The organism is Nostoc sp. C052, assembly GCF_013393905.1.
Taxonomy (GTDB): Bacteria; Cyanobacteriota; Cyanobacteriia; order Cyanobacteriales; family Nostocaceae; genus Nostoc.
In genome coordinates this window covers 4,711,882-4,728,923 of sequence record NZ_CP040272.1, presented here as the reverse complement: position 1 = coordinate 4,728,923, position 17,042 = coordinate 4,711,882, and the positions used below count along the sequence as shown (strand labels likewise).

At 39.1% G+C, this 17,042-nt stretch carries 13 protein-coding genes; 8 read left to right on the top strand and 5 right to left on the bottom strand.

Annotation, left to right across the window (positions count from 1 at the left end; genetic code table 11):
• Nucleotides 1–10: 10 nt before the first annotated feature.
• The 3 genes from dnaB to gloB form a co-directional block, all read right to left on the bottom strand.
• Nucleotides 11–2,860: a replicative DNA helicase gene (gene dnaB / locus FD723_RS19515; RefSeq protein ID WP_179066812.1), complete on the bottom strand. Its 2,850-nt coding sequence runs from the start codon at nucleotides 2,858–2,860 to the stop codon at nucleotides 11–13.
• A gap of 111 nt (nucleotides 2,861–2,971) precedes the next feature.
• Nucleotides 2,972–3,430: a 50S ribosomal protein L9 gene (gene rplI / locus FD723_RS19510; protein ID WP_179069204.1), complete on the bottom strand. Its 459-nt coding sequence runs from the start codon at nucleotides 3,428–3,430 to the stop codon at nucleotides 2,972–2,974.
• Nucleotides 3,431–3,695: 265 nt separating this feature from the next.
• Complete coding sequence (gene gloB / locus FD723_RS19505; protein WP_179066811.1) at nucleotides 3,696–4,469, bottom strand: hydroxyacylglutathione hydrolase; 774 nt, start codon at nucleotides 4,467–4,469, stop codon at nucleotides 3,696–3,698.
• Nucleotides 4,470–4,901: 432 nt separating this feature from the next.
• Between gloB and FD723_RS19500 the strand changes: the two genes are divergently transcribed.
• From FD723_RS19500 to FD723_RS19465, 8 genes are all read left to right on the top strand, one after another.
• A complete protein-coding gene (locus FD723_RS19500; protein ID WP_179066810.1) occupies nucleotides 4,902–5,744 on the top strand; it encodes a putative nucleotide-diphospho-sugar transferase in 843 nt (280 codons plus the stop codon).
• A gap of 17 nt (nucleotides 5,745–5,761) precedes the next feature.
• Complete coding sequence (locus FD723_RS19495) at nucleotides 5,762–6,925, top strand: glycosyltransferase family 4 protein (RefSeq protein ID WP_179066809.1); 1,164 nt, start codon at nucleotides 5,762–5,764, stop codon at nucleotides 6,923–6,925.
• A gap of 176 nt (nucleotides 6,926–7,101) precedes the next feature.
• Nucleotides 7,102–9,420, top strand: a complete 2,319-nt coding sequence (locus tag FD723_RS19490) for an ABC transporter ATP-binding protein (RefSeq protein ID WP_179066808.1) — start codon at nucleotides 7,102–7,104, stop codon at nucleotides 9,418–9,420.
• Nucleotides 9,421–9,424: 4 nt separating this feature from the next.
• A complete protein-coding gene (locus FD723_RS19485; RefSeq protein WP_179066807.1) occupies nucleotides 9,425–10,645 on the top strand; it encodes a glycosyltransferase family 4 protein in 1,221 nt (406 codons plus the stop codon).
• A 45-nt stretch (nucleotides 10,646–10,690) separates the two neighbouring features.
• Complete coding sequence (locus FD723_RS19480; RefSeq protein ID WP_179066806.1) at nucleotides 10,691–11,650, top strand: glycosyltransferase family 10 domain-containing protein; 960 nt, start codon at nucleotides 10,691–10,693, stop codon at nucleotides 11,648–11,650.
• 3 nt (nucleotides 11,651–11,653) lie between these two features.
• The gene (locus FD723_RS19475; RefSeq protein WP_179066805.1) at nucleotides 11,654–12,634 is read left to right on the top strand and encodes an Npun_R2821/Npun_R2822 family protein; all 981 of its coding nucleotides are present in this window, start codon (nucleotides 11,654–11,656) and stop codon (nucleotides 12,632–12,634) included.
• A gap of 3 nt (nucleotides 12,635–12,637) precedes the next feature.
• A complete protein-coding gene (locus tag FD723_RS19470; protein ID WP_179066804.1) occupies nucleotides 12,638–13,528 on the top strand; it encodes an Npun_R2821/Npun_R2822 family protein in 891 nt (296 codons plus the stop codon).
• Between the two features lie 17 nt (nucleotides 13,529–13,545).
• On the top strand, nucleotides 13,546–14,580 hold the full coding sequence (locus FD723_RS19465; RefSeq protein ID WP_179066803.1) for an Npun_R2821/Npun_R2822 family protein: 1,035 nt from the start codon (nucleotides 13,546–13,548) through the stop codon (nucleotides 14,578–14,580).
• A 76-nt stretch (nucleotides 14,581–14,656) separates the two neighbouring features.
• Here FD723_RS19465 and FD723_RS19460 read toward each other — a convergent pair whose 3' ends face one another.
• Nucleotides 14,657–15,031, bottom strand: coding sequence for a hypothetical protein (locus FD723_RS19460; protein WP_179066802.1), 375 nt, complete (start codon nucleotides 15,029–15,031; stop codon nucleotides 14,657–14,659).
• 29 nt (nucleotides 15,032–15,060) lie between these two features.
• Nucleotides 15,061–16,785: an AarF/ABC1/UbiB kinase family protein gene (locus FD723_RS19455; RefSeq protein WP_179066801.1), complete on the bottom strand. Its 1,725-nt coding sequence runs from the start codon at nucleotides 16,783–16,785 to the stop codon at nucleotides 15,061–15,063.
• Nucleotides 16,786–17,042 lie beyond the last annotated feature (257 nt).

The window sequence follows — 17,042 nt, the reverse complement described above, 5'->3', positions numbered from 1 at the left end:
TTTAGTCTGGCTAAATTTTTAAATTTTGAAACTTTGTAAACTGTGGATTGAACAAAAGTTTCGCTGTACCCGTTGGCCCGTTGCGGTGTTTAGCTATAATAACTTCTGCAATGCCGCGATCGGGAGTATCGGGAGAGTAATATTCATCGCGGTACAACATTATTACTAAATCGGCGTCCTGTTCGATCGAACCTGATTCTCTCAAATCAGATAACATCGGGCGTTTGTTAGTACGCGCTTCCACCCCTCTACTCAACTGAGATAAGGCAATAACTGGTACAGATAATTCACGCGCTAAACCTTTGAGTTGACGAGTGATTTTTGATAATTCTTGTACCCGATTATCGCCTGCTCCTTCCATCAATTGCAGGTAATCTATTACAATTAATCCTAATTCAGTTCCTATTTCAGCTTGCAGTCTTCTTGACTGACTACGCATTTGTGTAACTGTAATATTCGGCGTGTCGTCAATATAAATTGGCATCTCCGAAAGGATACCAATAGCACGGCTTAAAGGTTCCCATTGTGTTTGACTTAGGCGGCCAGTTCGCAAATAACTACTTTCAATTTGCGCTTCGCTAGCTAATAGACGTTGCGTCAGTTGCTCTTTGGACATTTCCAAGCTGAAAATAGCAACTGGTAATTTATAAGAAGCGGCAATATTATGAGCAAGGTTTAAGCAAAATGCTGTATTGTGAACACAAATATCATTGGCAACAAAGTTGTGTGTTTCTGGAATTGTTAAGTCATAAACTTGCTTGTTTCCCACTGACTCAATAGCAACTATTTCATCCCAATAAACATCACTTGTTGCTAACTGTTGAAGTGGTAAATTATCTAAAGTTGTGGCTAGTATCCAAAGTCTTTCCCGCTTTATGGCACGTTTGCCAACATGCATATTTGTATAGCCTTGAATACCTGCACGTCTAGCTAAATTACTCCAAGTTTCATTACCTTTTGCTACTGCTATTTGTTCCCAAATCTCTACAGGTATCAAGTCCCGATTAGTTTGATATCTTTTTTTAGATATTGCATCTGCAATTTTTGCGATTGCTTCTTCTTTACTAAAAATACCTATTTCTGCAATAAAAGTTTTGATAGATAAGGCATCAGTAATATCTAATTGCCATGCTGTTCTGCGGGTGTTATTATACTTGACAGACCGCTTTCTAAGAGAGGCAATGATGCCAAATCTTAGTAAAAGATGTTGGATTTGCCTTGCTAATTTCTCGCTGACTGTTGCATACCCTAACTGGGATTGACCACTAGTAAGCAGCGTAGCCCATCCATCTGTAGCAAAGAGACGATTAAGGAATAAGGCTATTTGCGATCGCTCTAATTGAAAAACTATGTTTGGGATAGTTTTAGAATGAGCATCTTTACCCCACAAACCTAATTCTTCTAACCAAAGTGTCAGCGAATTCTTTCGAGATTTGCTCATACAGGCAAATCCATGAGATACAAACTCTTCTGAATCTAATTGTAAAATTTCGCATAATGAACCAAAAGCTTCTAAATTTGGTACACACTCCCCTTGCTTCCAAGCACAAAGTAAAGTGGGGCTGACTCCAACTAATTGACTTATTTCTTTTCCTGTCAATAACTGCGATTGAATTGCTAATTTAAAACTTTCAGCAAAAACTTGTCTTTGAATAGCAATAAATTCTAAATCTCCTCGAATACAAAGTGATGGTGTGCGTTTTACTTGAGAAGTTTCCCAACGAACTATTAAACCACCAAAATCTGCAACTGCTTGCGAAAAATCTGCTTGCAGTAATGGATTACCATTTGTAAATCGGGGATTGGAGTTAGTTAATCCGCCATCGCCAATTAAATAAGCTAATAACTTAACTTCGCACTCACGGATGGTTTTTGTACCAAATACATCTATTTTTCGGGGAACAGCAATTTTATCACCGACTTTCAGATTTTCTAGTCTTTGCCAGCCTTTAATAGTTAAATAGGGATGAGTGATTGTGGTTTCAATAGTTCGCCCTAAGCGAGTAGTGACACGAAAAACTGGCTTGATACCATCATCTACAAATGCAGATGGTTGAGTAAAGGTAAATTTCCAATCATTGTTTAACGTCAATAATGAGCCATAACGTTGGTTATATAATTCTTCAATTGTGGCAATCTGTCCATCTCCAAGGACAATTTCTGAATCAAAGCTTAGGCATTTTCCCATTGATGGGCGGCCCGCGATAATAATCAAATCAGAACGCTGAAAGCCGCTAGTCATAGCATCTAAATCGTAAAATCCGCAGGGAATTCCAGGTAAAGCGATGCCTTGATTTCTATCTTCAATATCCTGAAAATTATTAATTAAAGTATCAGAAATGTGAACTAAACCTGATTGGGGACGCTCTTGAGTAACGCCGAATACTTTCTGTTCTGCTTGATCTAAAACCTGTGGTAACTCAGTTTCTGTCTCGTAACCAAGATGTACAATTTCATTGCCAGCTTTAATTAACTGTCGCCGCAGATATTTTTCCATCACCAACCCTGCTAAGGCGTCGATGTTAACGGCTGACACTGTACGGTCTACCAGAGTTGCTAATTTATTTCTGCCACCAATGCGGACTAGCATTTCATTGTCGGTTAGCCAACTGGTAACTGAGAGTAAATCTGTGGGTTTACCTTGGGTGTGGAGCCTCACAGCTGCCTGATAAATATCTTTGTGAGCGCTAATGTAAAAAGCTTCGGGAAGGAGGCGATCGCTAACTCGACTAATCGCTTCTGGATCTAGCAAAATACCACCCAAAATCGCTTCTTCCGCTTCTATATTTTGGGGTGGGAGGCGTAGTTTACCGCCGTAGGCATCGCTACCATCGCCTTGAAAACTCCGTTCTTCAGCCATAAACGATTTTAGTTTTGATATTTTGCTAGAGACGCGATTAATCGCGTCTGTACAGGAGCTAGGAGTTATTATCCACTTTTACTTCCCCTGCTCCCTCATCGCTCTCTTGAGTTAGCTAGCCACAACTTGAATATTGACTTGCGCCGCTACTTCAGAATGCAGCTTAATTTCGGCTTGATAAGTACCAAGGTGATTAATATCGGGGATAGTAATACCACGCCGATCAATTTCTTGACCGGTGGCTGCCTTAATTGCATCTACAACATCTTGGGTGGTGATAGTACCGAAAATTGCTTCGTTTTCACCAACTGGCTTGGCAATTGTCAAGCTGCCAATTTTTTCTAAAGATTCTTTTTGTTCAAGAGCTTGTTGTCTGAGTTCTAATTGCCGTTGACGCTCTTGCTCACGACGGCGTTCTACTTGCTTGAGAATACCAGGAGTGGCATTGGTTGCCAATTTCTGGGGAATCAGATAGTTACGAGCGTAGCCAGGAGCTACTTCTACTAAGTCGCCAGATTTGCCCAGCTTGCTGATATCCTGATTTAAAACTAACTGCACACGTTTCGCCATCGTTTTTCGTTTTTCCTGTAAAATCTGATTAATTTGGGTTTGGGCAGCATAGCTCACAATCTCAGTGCTGTATTCCAAGCTTTTTGGCCTAATACCCTAAAGCTTACAGATCGTAGCGAAAGAAAGGGTGCGATCGCAACTATTCGCCCTAGAAAGTTGGAGGATTAGGGACTGGGGAAGAAGCAAGGGAGCAGGGAGCAGGGAGAAATGGAGAAGAGTTTTCCCCTCTGCCTCTTTTAAATGCCCAATGCCCAATGACTAATGACTAAAAGTTATTTTTCATTTCCCGTATACGTGCAAAGGTTTGCACTCCATCGCCACTGTTGACGGTTGATTGTAATGATGGCTGATCCCAACGTAAAAAGGGATTGGTTCGCTTCTCGACTCCTAATAGCGAGGGTATGGTGGCTTCTCCTCGACTACGGTAAGCCTTGACTTCATTGAAGCGTCTTTGTAAGTCGGCGTTGTCGCTATCCACAGTTAGAGCAAATTGCAGATTTTTTAGGGTGTATTCGTGGGCACACCAGATGTGTGTATCATCAGGTAGAGAACGCAGTTTGCTTAAAGAGTCCACCATTTGGGTCGGTGTTCCTTCAAATAAGCGACCACAACCACCTGAAAATAAGGTATCGCCGCAAAATAAATCACCTGTATCACCAGCTTTTTCGGGGGGAAAGTAGTAAGCAATATGAGCGCGGGTATGTCCGGGGACGAAGATAACTTCAGCTATTCGGTCTGCAAACTGGACGCGATCGCTTTGTTGCAAAAACACCTGCTGTCCAGGAATTCTCCCACGATCTTCGGCTCCTCCGTAAACTGTCAGTTGGGGAAATTTTTCTATTAATTGCTTGTTACCACCCACATGATCGTTATGGTGGTGGGTGTTAAAAATTGCTACCAACTCAGCTTTTAATTCTGCCAGTTTCTTTAATACTGGTTGAGATTCTGCTGGATCGACAACAGCGGCAATATTTTGTTTGCGATCGTGTAGCAAGAATATGTAGTTGTCTGAGAGTGCTTCCAGACGGATTACCTGCATTACCTCTGCCTCCCTTACAACATATATATTTGGTATTGAATTTGGTATTGAGTAGCAATCCTACATTTTAGTGAATGGTAATGCTACCTCCACAAGCTATATCAAGTATTTATACTTTGTTCATTATAGCTATATGCAATATTAACTATGATCATTATACAGCATAAAACTCTATCTACACAGTAATTATACTTAAAAAAGTAAAATTCCGATAAACTTACTCAGTGAAATTCCTCTGGGAATAGCCCCAAATACAAAGTTATATTTATTTCATTATTTTATTATTTTTAGGATAAAAAAATAAATTGTTTAGTTATTATTTTGCTGACCTCTACTCTATCAGATTTAGTTAGAACTAAAACTAGAGTAAGATTTTTTCAGAATAAATACATTTTTAGTTTCCAAAGTAAACAATAATTGTTAATTTAATTTATGTCGACAGAAACTAGAGGATTTATTACAATTCTAACTGGTCTTTATTCTTTTCAAGACTGCATTCATTTTTTAGCAGCGATTAGGAAGTTTCATCAAGAGCCGATAATTATTTTGATTGACCAAGTTCCGGTAGTTCTCTATCCGTTATTAAAGGCTTTCAAAAATGTAATTTTAAAGCCGGCTCCTACAAATGAAAATACCGTTTTAGCATCAAGGCAAGCCAAACTGGCTTTATATGCAGCCTCGGAGTTTGATAAAACGATTTACCTCGATTCAGATATTTGCTTACTTTCCGATATCAACGATGTATTTGAGTATTTAGATGAATATGATTTTCTGTTAACTGAAGATGTGCAACCTTCTATTCTGAAAGCTACAAATTTACTGCGTGGAAAGCAGGAAGACCTTTTACCGAATGTTTTGCCAATTTTGCAATCTGTAGGTTTACCATTACAAGCAGATAGTATCCAGTATAATGGCGGTTTTATGGCTTTTCGTAAAACAGAAGTAACCAAAATATTCTTTGAAGAATTTCAACGTTATTTTGAAATTGTCAAAAACAATCAAGATAAATTGCTTCTAAAAGATCAAGGGGCTTTTGCGTCTGCGATCGCATCTGTACAACCTCATAAAAAAGTCTTACCACCTACCTATAATTATCTCAGTAAGTGGCAGGATGCTTATAATATTCAGGATAAAATTAAAGTTCTTCACTGTACCTATCCTTATCGACCCCAGTATGCTAAAAATATTACTCGTTCTTTATATACAAGGATCTTTGACAGATTCGCTCAAGTATTTTTACCGAATCAAGTTACAAATCCTTGGCGCACTAAATAAAAATAAGTCTAAAAATCGTGAAAAACTTTTCCAAGATATCGCTGTTAGTTTCAGATTTATCAAGTGCAGCTATTTTGCGTGCATACTTGATAGCAACAGCCCTCAGAACTTTAAAATATGAAGTTGAAATTATGGGGTTTTTATTTGGAAATAACTTATATCGAAATTTACCATCAGAATTAAAAGTTTATAATTTACCAGGCAAAAATTTCCCAGAGTTTTTTGGAGAGATTAGTAAATTTTTACCAAATATTAATGGAGATATAGTTTATGCTATCAAACCACAAATAGCGAGTTTTGGAGTAGCTCTACTAAACAAAATATTTAGCAGAAAACCGTTAATTTTAGATATAGATGATTGGGAACTCAGTTGGTATGGTGGCGATGACTGGCATTATAGTCCCACACCTAAAAAATTAGCCAGAGAATTATTGAAACCAGACGGCGCACTTAGGAATCCTTATCATCCTTTGTATGTGAAATGGATGGAAGGTTTAGTAAGTCATGCTGATGCTGTGACAGTGCATACTGAATTTTTGCAGCAGCGTTTTGGCGGTACATTTGTTCCTAATGGTAAAGATATTTCTTTATTCGATCCCACTCGATATGATGCTGAGTCCAGCAGAAATCGTTATGGTTTATCTGAATATCGTATTTTAATGTTTCCTGGTGCGCCAAGACCCTACAAAGGTCTAGAAGATATTCTCATGGCATTGGATAAAATTAATCAACCAGACTTAAGACTAGTGATTGTAGGTGGTAGTCCCTATGATGATTACGATCGACAACTCCAACAAAAGTGGGGACGCTGGATTATTAAATTACCAAAGTATCCAGCTGATGTTATGCCTGATTTAGTAGCAGCAGCTCATATTGTAGTCGTTCCCCAGCGAAACACCCCAGAAACTCGCGCTCAATTTCCCCTGAAGTTGACAGATGGAATGGCAATGGCTAAACCTGTATTATCAACGCGTGTTGGAGATATTCCCAAAATTTTAGGTGATACTGGTTATTTAGTCGAACCTGCTTCTCCTGAACAACTTGCTGAACAAATTCAATTGATTTTTCAGAATTTAGAGTCAGCAAACCAGCAAGGTATCAAGGCAAGAGAAAGGTGTGTGGAACACTATAGCATAGAAGCGATGGCTTCCACCCTCAAGTTAGTAATTTCTCAGTTGTGAATCTTGATTAGGGATTAGAGATTGGGGATTAGGGATTGGGAACCCAACCAAATCTTAATCATATTTTTATTTCCCAGTACCGAGTACCCAGTACCCTATTTATTTGATGATTAGCTTTATTTGGCAAGTAATTTTGTGAATAATATTAATAAGTAAAAGTGTCATAAAAATATCCAATGTCTACCAGAAAACTACTACTAAGATTCGCTAAACCATATCCAGGCTTGATTTTGCTAACAATATTGTTAGGATTTTCTGGAGCTTTATTTAATGGGATCAGCACAGCTTTAATTGTGCCAGTGGTTTTAAAAATTGTGGGGCAACAAATAGATTTAACTACGGCTCCCCCAATCCTTAAAAAGATTATGTCTCCCTTTGATAATACTCCAGAGACTTACAGAGTAGGAGTAATGGCTGGAGCGATTATCTTTACAATTATTTTAAAGAACTTAGCTAATTATGCCAGTTCATTAGCATCAAGCTCTTTAAGCCGAAAGTTGACATCGGATATGCGCGAAAATGGCTTAAGGCTATTACTGGATGTTGATATAGATTATTATGCCAAAACAAAAGTTGGCGATTTAATCAACCGTCTTGGTGGAGAAGTTGGTCGGGCTGCTAGTGCTATAAGTAGTACGGTTAAGATAGTTATTTTAGGAATCACAATTTTAGTTTTTGTCGGATTATTGCTATCAATATCTTGGCAGTTGACAATTATTGCAACGCTTTTGCTATCGTTAGTGACGTTAATAAATCAGTATGCGATTTCTCGGTCTAAAACTTTTGGGAAGCAGCTGAGTGAGATGTCTAGAGCATACTCAATCTCTATACTAGAAACCCTGAATGGAATTCGACTGGTAAAGGCAACGGGAAATGAAGAAAAAGAATATCAACGGATTAAAAAATTAATTCGCGATCGCGAATCAGCAGATTTCAAATCTCAGGTGAATTCGGAAGCGATTACACCCCTGAGTGAGGTGATGGGTATTACAGCTATACTGCTGATTGTACTTTTGAGTAAAACTTTCTTTGCTAACCAAGTTTCTTCTCTTTCTACTGTACTTCTGACATATTTATTAGTACTGCTGCGAGTACTGCCACTGATTTCTCAGTTAAATACTATTCGCAGCAACTTTGCCAGTACTGCCGCCAGTGTGGATGCTGCCAATGAGTTTTTAAGCCTGGACGATAAGCCATTCATGGACAAAGGGAAGCTTCCCTATACAAAATTAAAAGAAGGGGTGTCTTTTAATTCTCTTTGCTTTGCCTACCCTGGTCATGAGAAGTTGGTACTCAAAGATGTGAGTTTATATTTACCGCATGGCACGACCTTAGCATTGGTAGGTGGTTCTGGTGCTGGTAAATCGACTTTGGCCGACCTTTTGCCCAGATTCTACGATCCGATCGCTGGCAGTATCAGCATTGACGGCATCGATTTGCGGGAGTTCGATCTTGTATCCCTACGAAAGCGGATGGGAATTGTCAGTCAAGATACCTTTCTTTTTAATGACTCGGTGCGAAATAACATCGCCTACGGGCGAGCAGAGGCTAGTGATGATGAAATTCTGACAGCAGCCAAGCGGGCCAATGCTTATGAGTTTATTAGCAAATTGCCTCAGGAATTTGAAACCTTAATTGGCGATCGCGGCGTCATGTTATCTGGTGGACAAAGGCAAAGATTAGCGATTGCCCGCGCCCTCCTGCAAAATCCCGAAATTCTGATTTTAGATGAAGCCACCAGTGCTTTAGATACGGTTTCCGAACGCTTAGTACAGGCTGCACTCGACGACTTGAGTCGCGATCGCACCACCCTAGTCATTGCTCACCGCCTTTCCACAGTCCAAAAAGCTCATCAAATAGCCGTATTAGATCAAGGACAGGTGGTAGAGGTAGGAACCCATGAAGAACTTTTAAAAAAGGGTGCTTACTATTCACGCCTCTACTCAATGCAATTTAGCGATCGCCCTAGTAAAAACTTGATTCAGACAAAAATTATCAAGGCAATGCGCCTAAACTCTAAAAAATTTGCTGAATATCCTGAAGCTGCTAAACACAATCAAAGCTGGCTTCGCATCTCTCACGAAATTCGGACGCAGATGAACTCGATGATTGGGTTACTGCGCTTATTACTTGATGATCTAGTAGACAATTCCCAAGAACGGCAGGAATTAATTGAAAACTCTTACAAATCAGCTTGGAGAATTCTCAACACCATTGATGTTTTTGAGGATGTTATTAACTTACAGAAAAAAGGGCAATTAGTCTCAATTTCTGAGCAAAATAAAGATATTACAAATACCTATTATGAAGAATTTAATTACATCTCTATTGAGTTTCGTACTTCTCTCAACCTCATACTTAGCTCTCTCCGCTCTCTAGATGACAATTTGATATCTACCATAGAAAAACAAAATACCTTAATTAATGAATGTTATGAATCTGCTATATATCTGCTCGATACTTTAGAAAAATTTGAAAATAGTATTAGTATCTAAACTTATGAAAAATCCTGCTTTAAAAAAACACTACATTTTTTTCATTGGTGAAGAGTTGCCGCAACCAGAAGCTCACTTAGTACAGTCTACAAATGCAGCTAACGCCGCCGCCAACTTGGGATACTCAACAGTTTTAGTATACCCTGACAAAGGAGCAAAATTGACGAATCTAGCTAATCTAGCTCGTCCTTTTCAACCAAGACAAACACCAATAGAACTTGTTAAATATTACAACCTCCATGACAAACTAAAAGTTGCTCCCTTACCGATGCCTTGGCCTATTGACCATTTTCGGAGCAAATTTACTGACTCTAACACCATTGCCAGCAAGTATTATTTACCATTTCACATAATTCCGACTACTAAACTTGTCCATAGTCGCAACTGGAATTTTGTCAAAGCTGCCATTAAAAATGGCGTTCCCGCAATTTACGAACATCACCACCACGAAGACAAGCCATTTGAGCCAGAAATTGTTAAAAATCCGTTGTTGCAAATTGCTGTCACTGTTGTTGAAACCATCCGCGAAAGTATGATTAAAAATGGGATGCCACCAGAAAAAGTGATTAAGCTACACAATGGTTTTAATCGTTTATTTATGGAGAGACAACCGGAAAAGGCCGCAGAATGGCGTCAAAAGCTCTTGCAAAACGACAGCCAAAAATTGATAGTTTATGCGGGAGCGCTACAGCAATTTAAAGGGATTGATGTACTAATTGATGTAGCTAAAGAAATGCCTAATGTGCAATTTGCCTGTGCAGGTGGTAAGCCAACAGAAGTTGAATATTATCAGCGATTGGTAAAAGAAAAGCAGGTTAATAATATTAAATTTTTGGGATATATTTTGCATAATGAGTTAGCATCTTTGCTACAAGCAGCCGATGTTTTAGCTCACCCCCATTGTTCGGGCAAAGCTGCAAGTTTTACATCTCCTTTAAAGCTATTTGACTACTTCGCCTCTGGAACTCCCATTGTATCGACAGAGATTCCATCATTAGTTGAGTTTCAAGATACCCAAGCGATCGCTGCTTGGTGTGAACCAGATAACCCCAGCAAATTTACCGAAAGTCTGAAGCGGGTTTTAGAAACTCATCCCAGAAGAATAGAGGGTTATCCAGATAGTATCGAGTTTGTCAAGCAGTTTTCTTGGGAAAATCGAGCGGCAAAAATTCTTAGTTATGTTGATAAATCTCTACTTCCGTATTTATCGCATAAGGAAGAATGAAGGAGGTTAAGTAAGATAACTAATGACTAATGACTAATAACTAAAATGACTATTACAACTGTCGGAATGATTAGCAGCTATCGAGGTTTAGAAACTAGAGCCGATTGGCTATGGCAACAAACCCCGCATCAATTTGGAAATTGGGGCAATATACAAATGCAAACACTAGCAGTAAAACCAGATTTTCTGCTAATGTATCAATTTGATTTTCCCCAAGCATCGCCACAAAAATCTTGGTTAGATAGTTTTCGCAAACGCCAGCAAAAATCAGCAGTTAATGTTGATTCTCTACTGCGTGGTGTGAGTAAAGATCGGATTATTTATTTACTACGAGAACCGCCTTTAGATGAAATTGTAGAAATAACTAATTATAATTACCAACAAGCCCAAAAGTATTGCGGCTACATTTCTGGACCCGATGATTTTGCTCCCACTCCCGACTATATGCCTGCTATTTGGTATCATTCAAATTCATTTCAAGATTTGAATGAAATGCCACCGCCCCAAAAGGTTGCTCCATGTAGTTGGATTACTTCAGGAATTAGCCGAACTGCTAAACATCGTGAACGTTTAGACTTTTTGCAGTCACTACAATCTAGTGGCATTAAGTTCGATTTGTATGGGCGTAACTTACCAGGATGGGCGAATAAATCGGGAGAGCTAGGTAACAAATGGTATGGCATGGCACCATATTATTACAATCTGGCCATTGAAAACTATGCTGATAATAATTGGTATGTAAGTGAGAAACTTTGGGATAGTTTGCTTGCTTGGTGTTTGCCAATTTATTATGGCGGGCCGGCAGCTGATAAATTATTGCCACCGGGTAGTTTTTTAAGATTGCCCAGTTTAGATGAGAAAGGCATTGCTTACATCAAAGAAGTGACAGCTACACCTGATGCTTGGTATGCTGCCAAAGATGCGATCGCAGAAGCACGTCAAATTATCTTACACAAATTAAACCTGCTTAACTGGTTATCAAACTTTGTCGATCAACACTCATAAATTATGAATGGTATTTGTACCCTTGGCAATGATTATGTTTTCGATCAGCTGGTAGCTTTGCTCAACAGTATTGATGTTATCTTAGGTTCAGAAACTCCTGTTTGTATCTATCCTTTCGATGATCAGACACAGCGAATTGCTGATGAAATAGCTAAACGCCCTAATGTATTTCTTTACGATGATCAAGAATCAATCAACCGCTGGGATCAATTTATGCTCTCAGCAGCACCAGAACGATTGAATCGGAGTAAATCACGGTTGTATGGCGCTCACCGTCGTTTTTGTGCCTTTGATGGGCCATTCGATAAGTTTATTTATTTAGATGCAGACACCTTGGTGATGAACTCACTAGCAACAGTGTTTGAAAAGCTAGATACTTATGATTTTGTCGTCTACGATTTCCAATTTAAAGACGTTAGCAAAATATATAATGTTAATTCTCCCAAATTACTAGAAACTTTTGAGCAAAAGCGCATTGATTCCGAAATATTTTGCTCAGGTTTCTATGGCGCAAAACGAGGAATATTTAACTCACAACAGAGAGATTTACTGATATCTTATTTAAAAAATGGGGAGGCAGAAATTTTGTATGGCGGTGCTGGTGAACAACCACTGCTCAACTACATGGTAATGAGGTCTAATCTGGCTATTTATAACTTTGCTCGCCAACTACCAGATAATGAAAAGACGGGATGTTCTGCCACATCTAAGCACTTTGAAGAACGAGAACACCTTCTTTATGACAAAGGTAATCGACTAACCTACCTTCATTACATTGGTATTCCTCCTAATATTAATCAAGCAGTCTGCGCTGGAGACAATATTGATTTTCCCTATCGAGATTTATTTCTCTATTATCGTTACCTGCATGAGCCAGAGAAGCGTCCAGTATTTATAAATCCTCCTAGAAGTTATAATGACGCTCCAGTAACAAATTTACTTACAAGAGCTTTGCGAAAACTTAAGTTAATTAACCAAGGATAATTTATGAGTAGGGGCATTTATATAGTTGCCAATGATCGAGTTATCGATAATGCTATTGCTTTACTTAATAGCATTCGTTACTATGACCAAGAAGTTACCGTTTATCTCATACCTTTTAATGACAATTATCACAAAGTAGCCGAACAACTTGCTACCTTACACAACGTCCAAATTTTTCCAGATTTAGAACTTATTGATACATTTACCAAACGCATCGGAGAAATTTTTGATCGCGATTTCCTCGCCTTACCCAACAAAATGCGTAAATTGGTAGCGTGGTTTGGGCCTTTAGATGAATTTATTTATATTGATACGGATATTGTCGTTTTTGAAAAAATCGCCGACAATTTAGACAAACTTTCAGAAGTCGATTTCTTCTGTTGTGATTACCATCATGCTAATGACAAGCTGCGAAATATCTTTTCCCCATTTGTCAAAGAGCAGCAAATTTTTTCCGATGCCCAACTTCAAGATGTTTTCAACAGCGGTTTTTGGGCTTCGAGAAAAGGAATTATTACCGAACAACAGATGGATGAAACTTTGCGCGAGTGTGCAACGCATCGCGAATATTTTGATTTTTCTGAAGGAGTTACAGACCAACCAATTTTAAATTATCTTGTTCTCAAACTAATTGCCAAACGTGGAAATCTCGTCAAAATTCCTGGGGGAGGCCCTGGTAGTTGGGCAGGTTCGCAAAATTTCCAACAGCGAGAATATGCTCTCTATGACCGAGGACAGAGACTAAAATATCTGCACTGGGCTGGTACACGGATGAAAACTGGTAGTCCTTATTGGCAATTATGGGAACACTATCGCTATCTCCATGAGGGTAAATTCGCTTTTATCCCCAAACTGACTCGCCGTTTATTTCCCTTTGTTGTTGCCCGCACTTAATATTTAGGAGTATCCCAATGATTGATGGCATTTACATCTTAGCCAATGATGTTGTCTATGACCAATTGATTGCGTTGCTCAACAGTATAGAAGCTAATGCTGGTAGGAAAATTCCTATTTGTATACTTCCATATAATAATCGGTTAGACAAGGTAAAAGCAGAGATTGCATCTAGAGATAATATCACTTTGTTTGAAGATGCTGATTCCATCGCTTATTGGGATAACTTTGCTACTCAGATATGGAAAAATTATCCTAGAGCGCAAAAAACTTGGCGAGAGTGGGGCTTTCCAGAACTCTATGAGTTACCAATGCACCGGAAATTTTGTGCTGTGGATGGCCCCTTTGATAGATTTATTTATTTTGATGCAGATACGTTGTTAATGGGGCCCGTAGATTATGTATATGAAAAATTAGATAATTATGATTGGGTAGTCAATGATTTTCAGTATAAGTCTGATTTGAAATTTATTTTTGATGGTTCACCAGAGCTTATGCAGCAAGTTTTTAAATCAGATAATTTGCAATCTAAAGTATTTTGTGCTGGTTGGTTTGCTACTAAGAAAAATGTTTTTTCTGCAACTGTCAGAGCCGAGTTAATTGAAAAGTTAACAGCAGGTGAAGCTGATGTCATGGCTTTTTTAGCACCTGACCAATCTTTATTTAACTACATGGTATTGAGAAGTGGAATTTCTTATTATAACTTTGCTTTTTATGACTGCGAACAGGCAACTGGTAATCACTGGAGTTCTCAATTTGATGCAGTAGATAATATCCTCTATGACCAAGGACGGCGGCTGACTTATATACACTATATGAGTATCAGTTCCTCAAACTTTACTCAACTTTGTGCTGGTGAAGATGCTAATATTCCATATCGAGATGTGTTTTTGCATTATAGGTATTTAAAATCGCCAGAGCAAAGACCAAAAAGCTTTAGGTCTCAGAGTCCGCTAGTACGTCTGAAAAAGACTACTACAAGTTTTTTCAATCAGAAAATCAATAATATTAAGCTTAACTATCGTAATTTAAAGGATAGAATTACTAAATAAGTAAGCTTGTTAGGCTGCTGACAAATGTAAGTCTACAAAATTTTATAGCTGTGCGTGCAGATGCACGACAACTTATCTAAGAAAAAGAATCTAAATCTAAAGATTGCATACCTTCGCGTTCTATAAAGGTCATCATACTTCCCAACTGCAACCAAACTAATAAACAAGTAAAGAGACTAATTGGTAGACCGACTCCTAAAGCTAAAGAGGAGGGAAAGCCAAATATCTCTAAACCTGAAGAGAGAAATATACAAGTACCGCCAGTTATGCCAATAAATGGTACAAATAACTGTTTCAGTGAGGAACGTGGTTTAGTATTTTCTGTACGCTGGCTTGGCCATTGCTGCACAATTAATTTTAAAGTGCCAGATAATGCTAAACCAGATGTTAATGCTGTCAGAAAACCAACCAGTAAGAGAAAATAAGGCGGTTGCTCAGGGAAATAGTACATGAAAACTCCTGGTTTATATTAAAGATTTTTTAGTTTTTATTTGTTGACTGGTTTTCAGCAAAAGATCCAAGTAATGTAGCTTTTGGGAGGATAGCAGCGGCACCCTCTCTGGATAACTCTGTTAAAATACCGATCGCTACATTGAATAAACGATCTGGTTTTAAGTCATCTTTAACCAGGTTCCACAGGCGTTGGACATCTTCGGTATGGAGGCGGTCATCTTCGGTGAGAGCAAGCACTAACTGTCGCCTCAGAAACTTGCCTTCTTCCGACATTAAGTATTGGAATCCCATCTGAGCTGTGGGCAATACATCAAAGTTGTTATCGGTACGTGCGATCGCAATTAAATTCTCTAATCGCTGCCACTGAAATTTACCATCTTTGAACAACACATTCAATAATCGTCGTCGTAATTCCGGTGATTCCCCTGTCAGCAACCGCCGCGCTATGTAGGGATAACCCACTTCCACAATTTTGAAATCTGGGTTGAGGCTCAGGGCAATACCTTCTTGAGTTACCAGGGAACGAATAATCAAAGCAAACTTCGCCGGGACTCGGAAAGGATATTCGTACATCAGTTCCGAAAATTCATCGGTAATAGTTTTGAAGTTAAAATCCTTGACATTTTTACCAATAGCGTTTCCTAGTACTGCTTCTAATGCTGGCACTATCGGACAAATATTCGTGTCTGGAGTCAGAAACCCTAATTTTACAAAGTCTTCGGCTAAGTCGGTGTAGTCTTTATTCACCAAATGCACTAGCGCATCTACCAGTGTTTCTTTGGTGCTTTCTTCCAACTGATCCATCATACCGAAATCAATGTAAGCCATACGACCATCAGGCACGGCAAACAAGTTACCAGGATGAGGGTCAGCATGGAAGAAGCCATATTCTAAAAGCTGTTGCAATCCTGAGGTAACGCCAATTTGGATAATTGCTTCTGGGTCTAAACCTATTTCGCGGATGTGTTGAGTATCCGTCAGCTTAAAGCCATCAATCCATTCCAGGGTTAAAACGTGGGTATTGGTGTAACGCCAGTAAATGCCTGGAACTTTTACTTGCGGGTCGTTGCGAAAGTTGCTGGCAAATTTCTCGGCGTTGCGGCCTTCATTAATATAGTCAATTTCTTCAAATAACTTCGTGCCAAACTCGTCCACAATTAAAGTCAGGTCATGGCCGAGATTTAAAGGCAACCAAGGAGCTAGCCAACTTGCCGCCCAACGCATCAGATATAGGTCGCGTGTGATTACCGGGTGTAAGTTGGGGCGTTGCACCTTTACGGCAACTTCTTCGCCGCTAACTAGACGACCCCGATAAACTTGACCTAAGCTAGCAGCCGCTACTGGATTAGGTGAGAGTTCGCTAAAGCTTTCGTGAATGGGGCGGTCTAGTTCAGTTTCAATTATCTGGTAAGCGGTCGCATTATCGAAAGGTGGTAACTGATCTTGTAACTTGATCAGTTCTTCTAAAAAATCTTTGCGTATGAGGTCTGGTCTGGTGGAGAGGGCTTGACCAACTTTAATAAAAGTCGGGCCGAGGTTGGTGAGCAGTTCTCGCAACTGGATAGCTCGTTTACCCTTGTTCTGCTCAACTCGATCTTGCCATTCGTCCCACTTCAGATTGAATATAAATCCTGCAAAAGAGGAGATAATTCTCAGCAGTCGCCCCCAGGCTAACCAGGGACGGTAACTATAGTAGCGAGCGATCGCATCTGGATTATAGAGTTTTAGCTGAGTAGGTTGATACTGACCCACGCCTTTTTTTGCCTCTTCAACTGAAAAATTTACAATGATTGTTTTTCTCTTGACTCACAAGTTAGTTGCAAGTTCAGGATAGCGGTAGTTTTTTATCTAAAACAACTAGAACTCTACCTTTGGGGATAGTGTTCGAGGCGATTTTAGTATCTATATACTGCCTAGATTTGTTTATCTTTTTCTTAATTATACTTTATAAAACTACAACTAATTATCCAGCCTCCAGACGATTTTATCTTTTCTTAACTATCCTTTAT

Bases quoted from the DNA above. Each gene is read 5' to 3' on its own strand.
- FD723_RS19480 (WP_179066806.1), top strand. From the start codon at position 10,691: ATGACTATTACAACTGTCGGAATGATTAGCAGCTATCGAGGTTTAGAA.
- rplI (WP_179069204.1), bottom strand. From the start codon at position 3,430: ATGGCGAAACGTGTGCAGTTAGTTTTAAATCAGGATATCAGCAAGCTG.
- dnaB (WP_179066812.1), bottom strand. From the start codon at position 2,860: ATGGCTGAAGAACGGAGTTTTCAAGGCGATGGTAGCGATGCCTACGGC.
- FD723_RS19485 (WP_179066807.1), top strand. From the start codon at position 9,425: ATGAAAAATCCTGCTTTAAAAAAACACTACATTTTTTTCATTGGTGAA.
- FD723_RS19490 (WP_179066808.1), top strand. From the start codon at position 7,102: ATGTCTACCAGAAAACTACTACTAAGATTCGCTAAACCATATCCAGGC.
- FD723_RS19460 (WP_179066802.1), bottom strand. From the start codon at position 15,031: ATGTACTATTTCCCTGAGCAACCGCCTTATTTTCTCTTACTGGTTGGT.
- gloB (WP_179066811.1), bottom strand. From the start codon at position 4,469: ATGCAGGTAATCCGTCTGGAAGCACTCTCAGACAACTACATATTCTTG.
- FD723_RS19465 (WP_179066803.1), top strand. From the start codon at position 13,546: ATGATTGATGGCATTTACATCTTAGCCAATGATGTTGTCTATGACCAA.
- FD723_RS19500 (WP_179066810.1), top strand. From the start codon at position 4,902: ATGTCGACAGAAACTAGAGGATTTATTACAATTCTAACTGGTCTTTAT.
- FD723_RS19475 (WP_179066805.1), top strand. From the start codon at position 11,654: ATGAATGGTATTTGTACCCTTGGCAATGATTATGTTTTCGATCAGCTG.
- FD723_RS19470 (WP_179066804.1), top strand. From the start codon at position 12,638: ATGAGTAGGGGCATTTATATAGTTGCCAATGATCGAGTTATCGATAAT.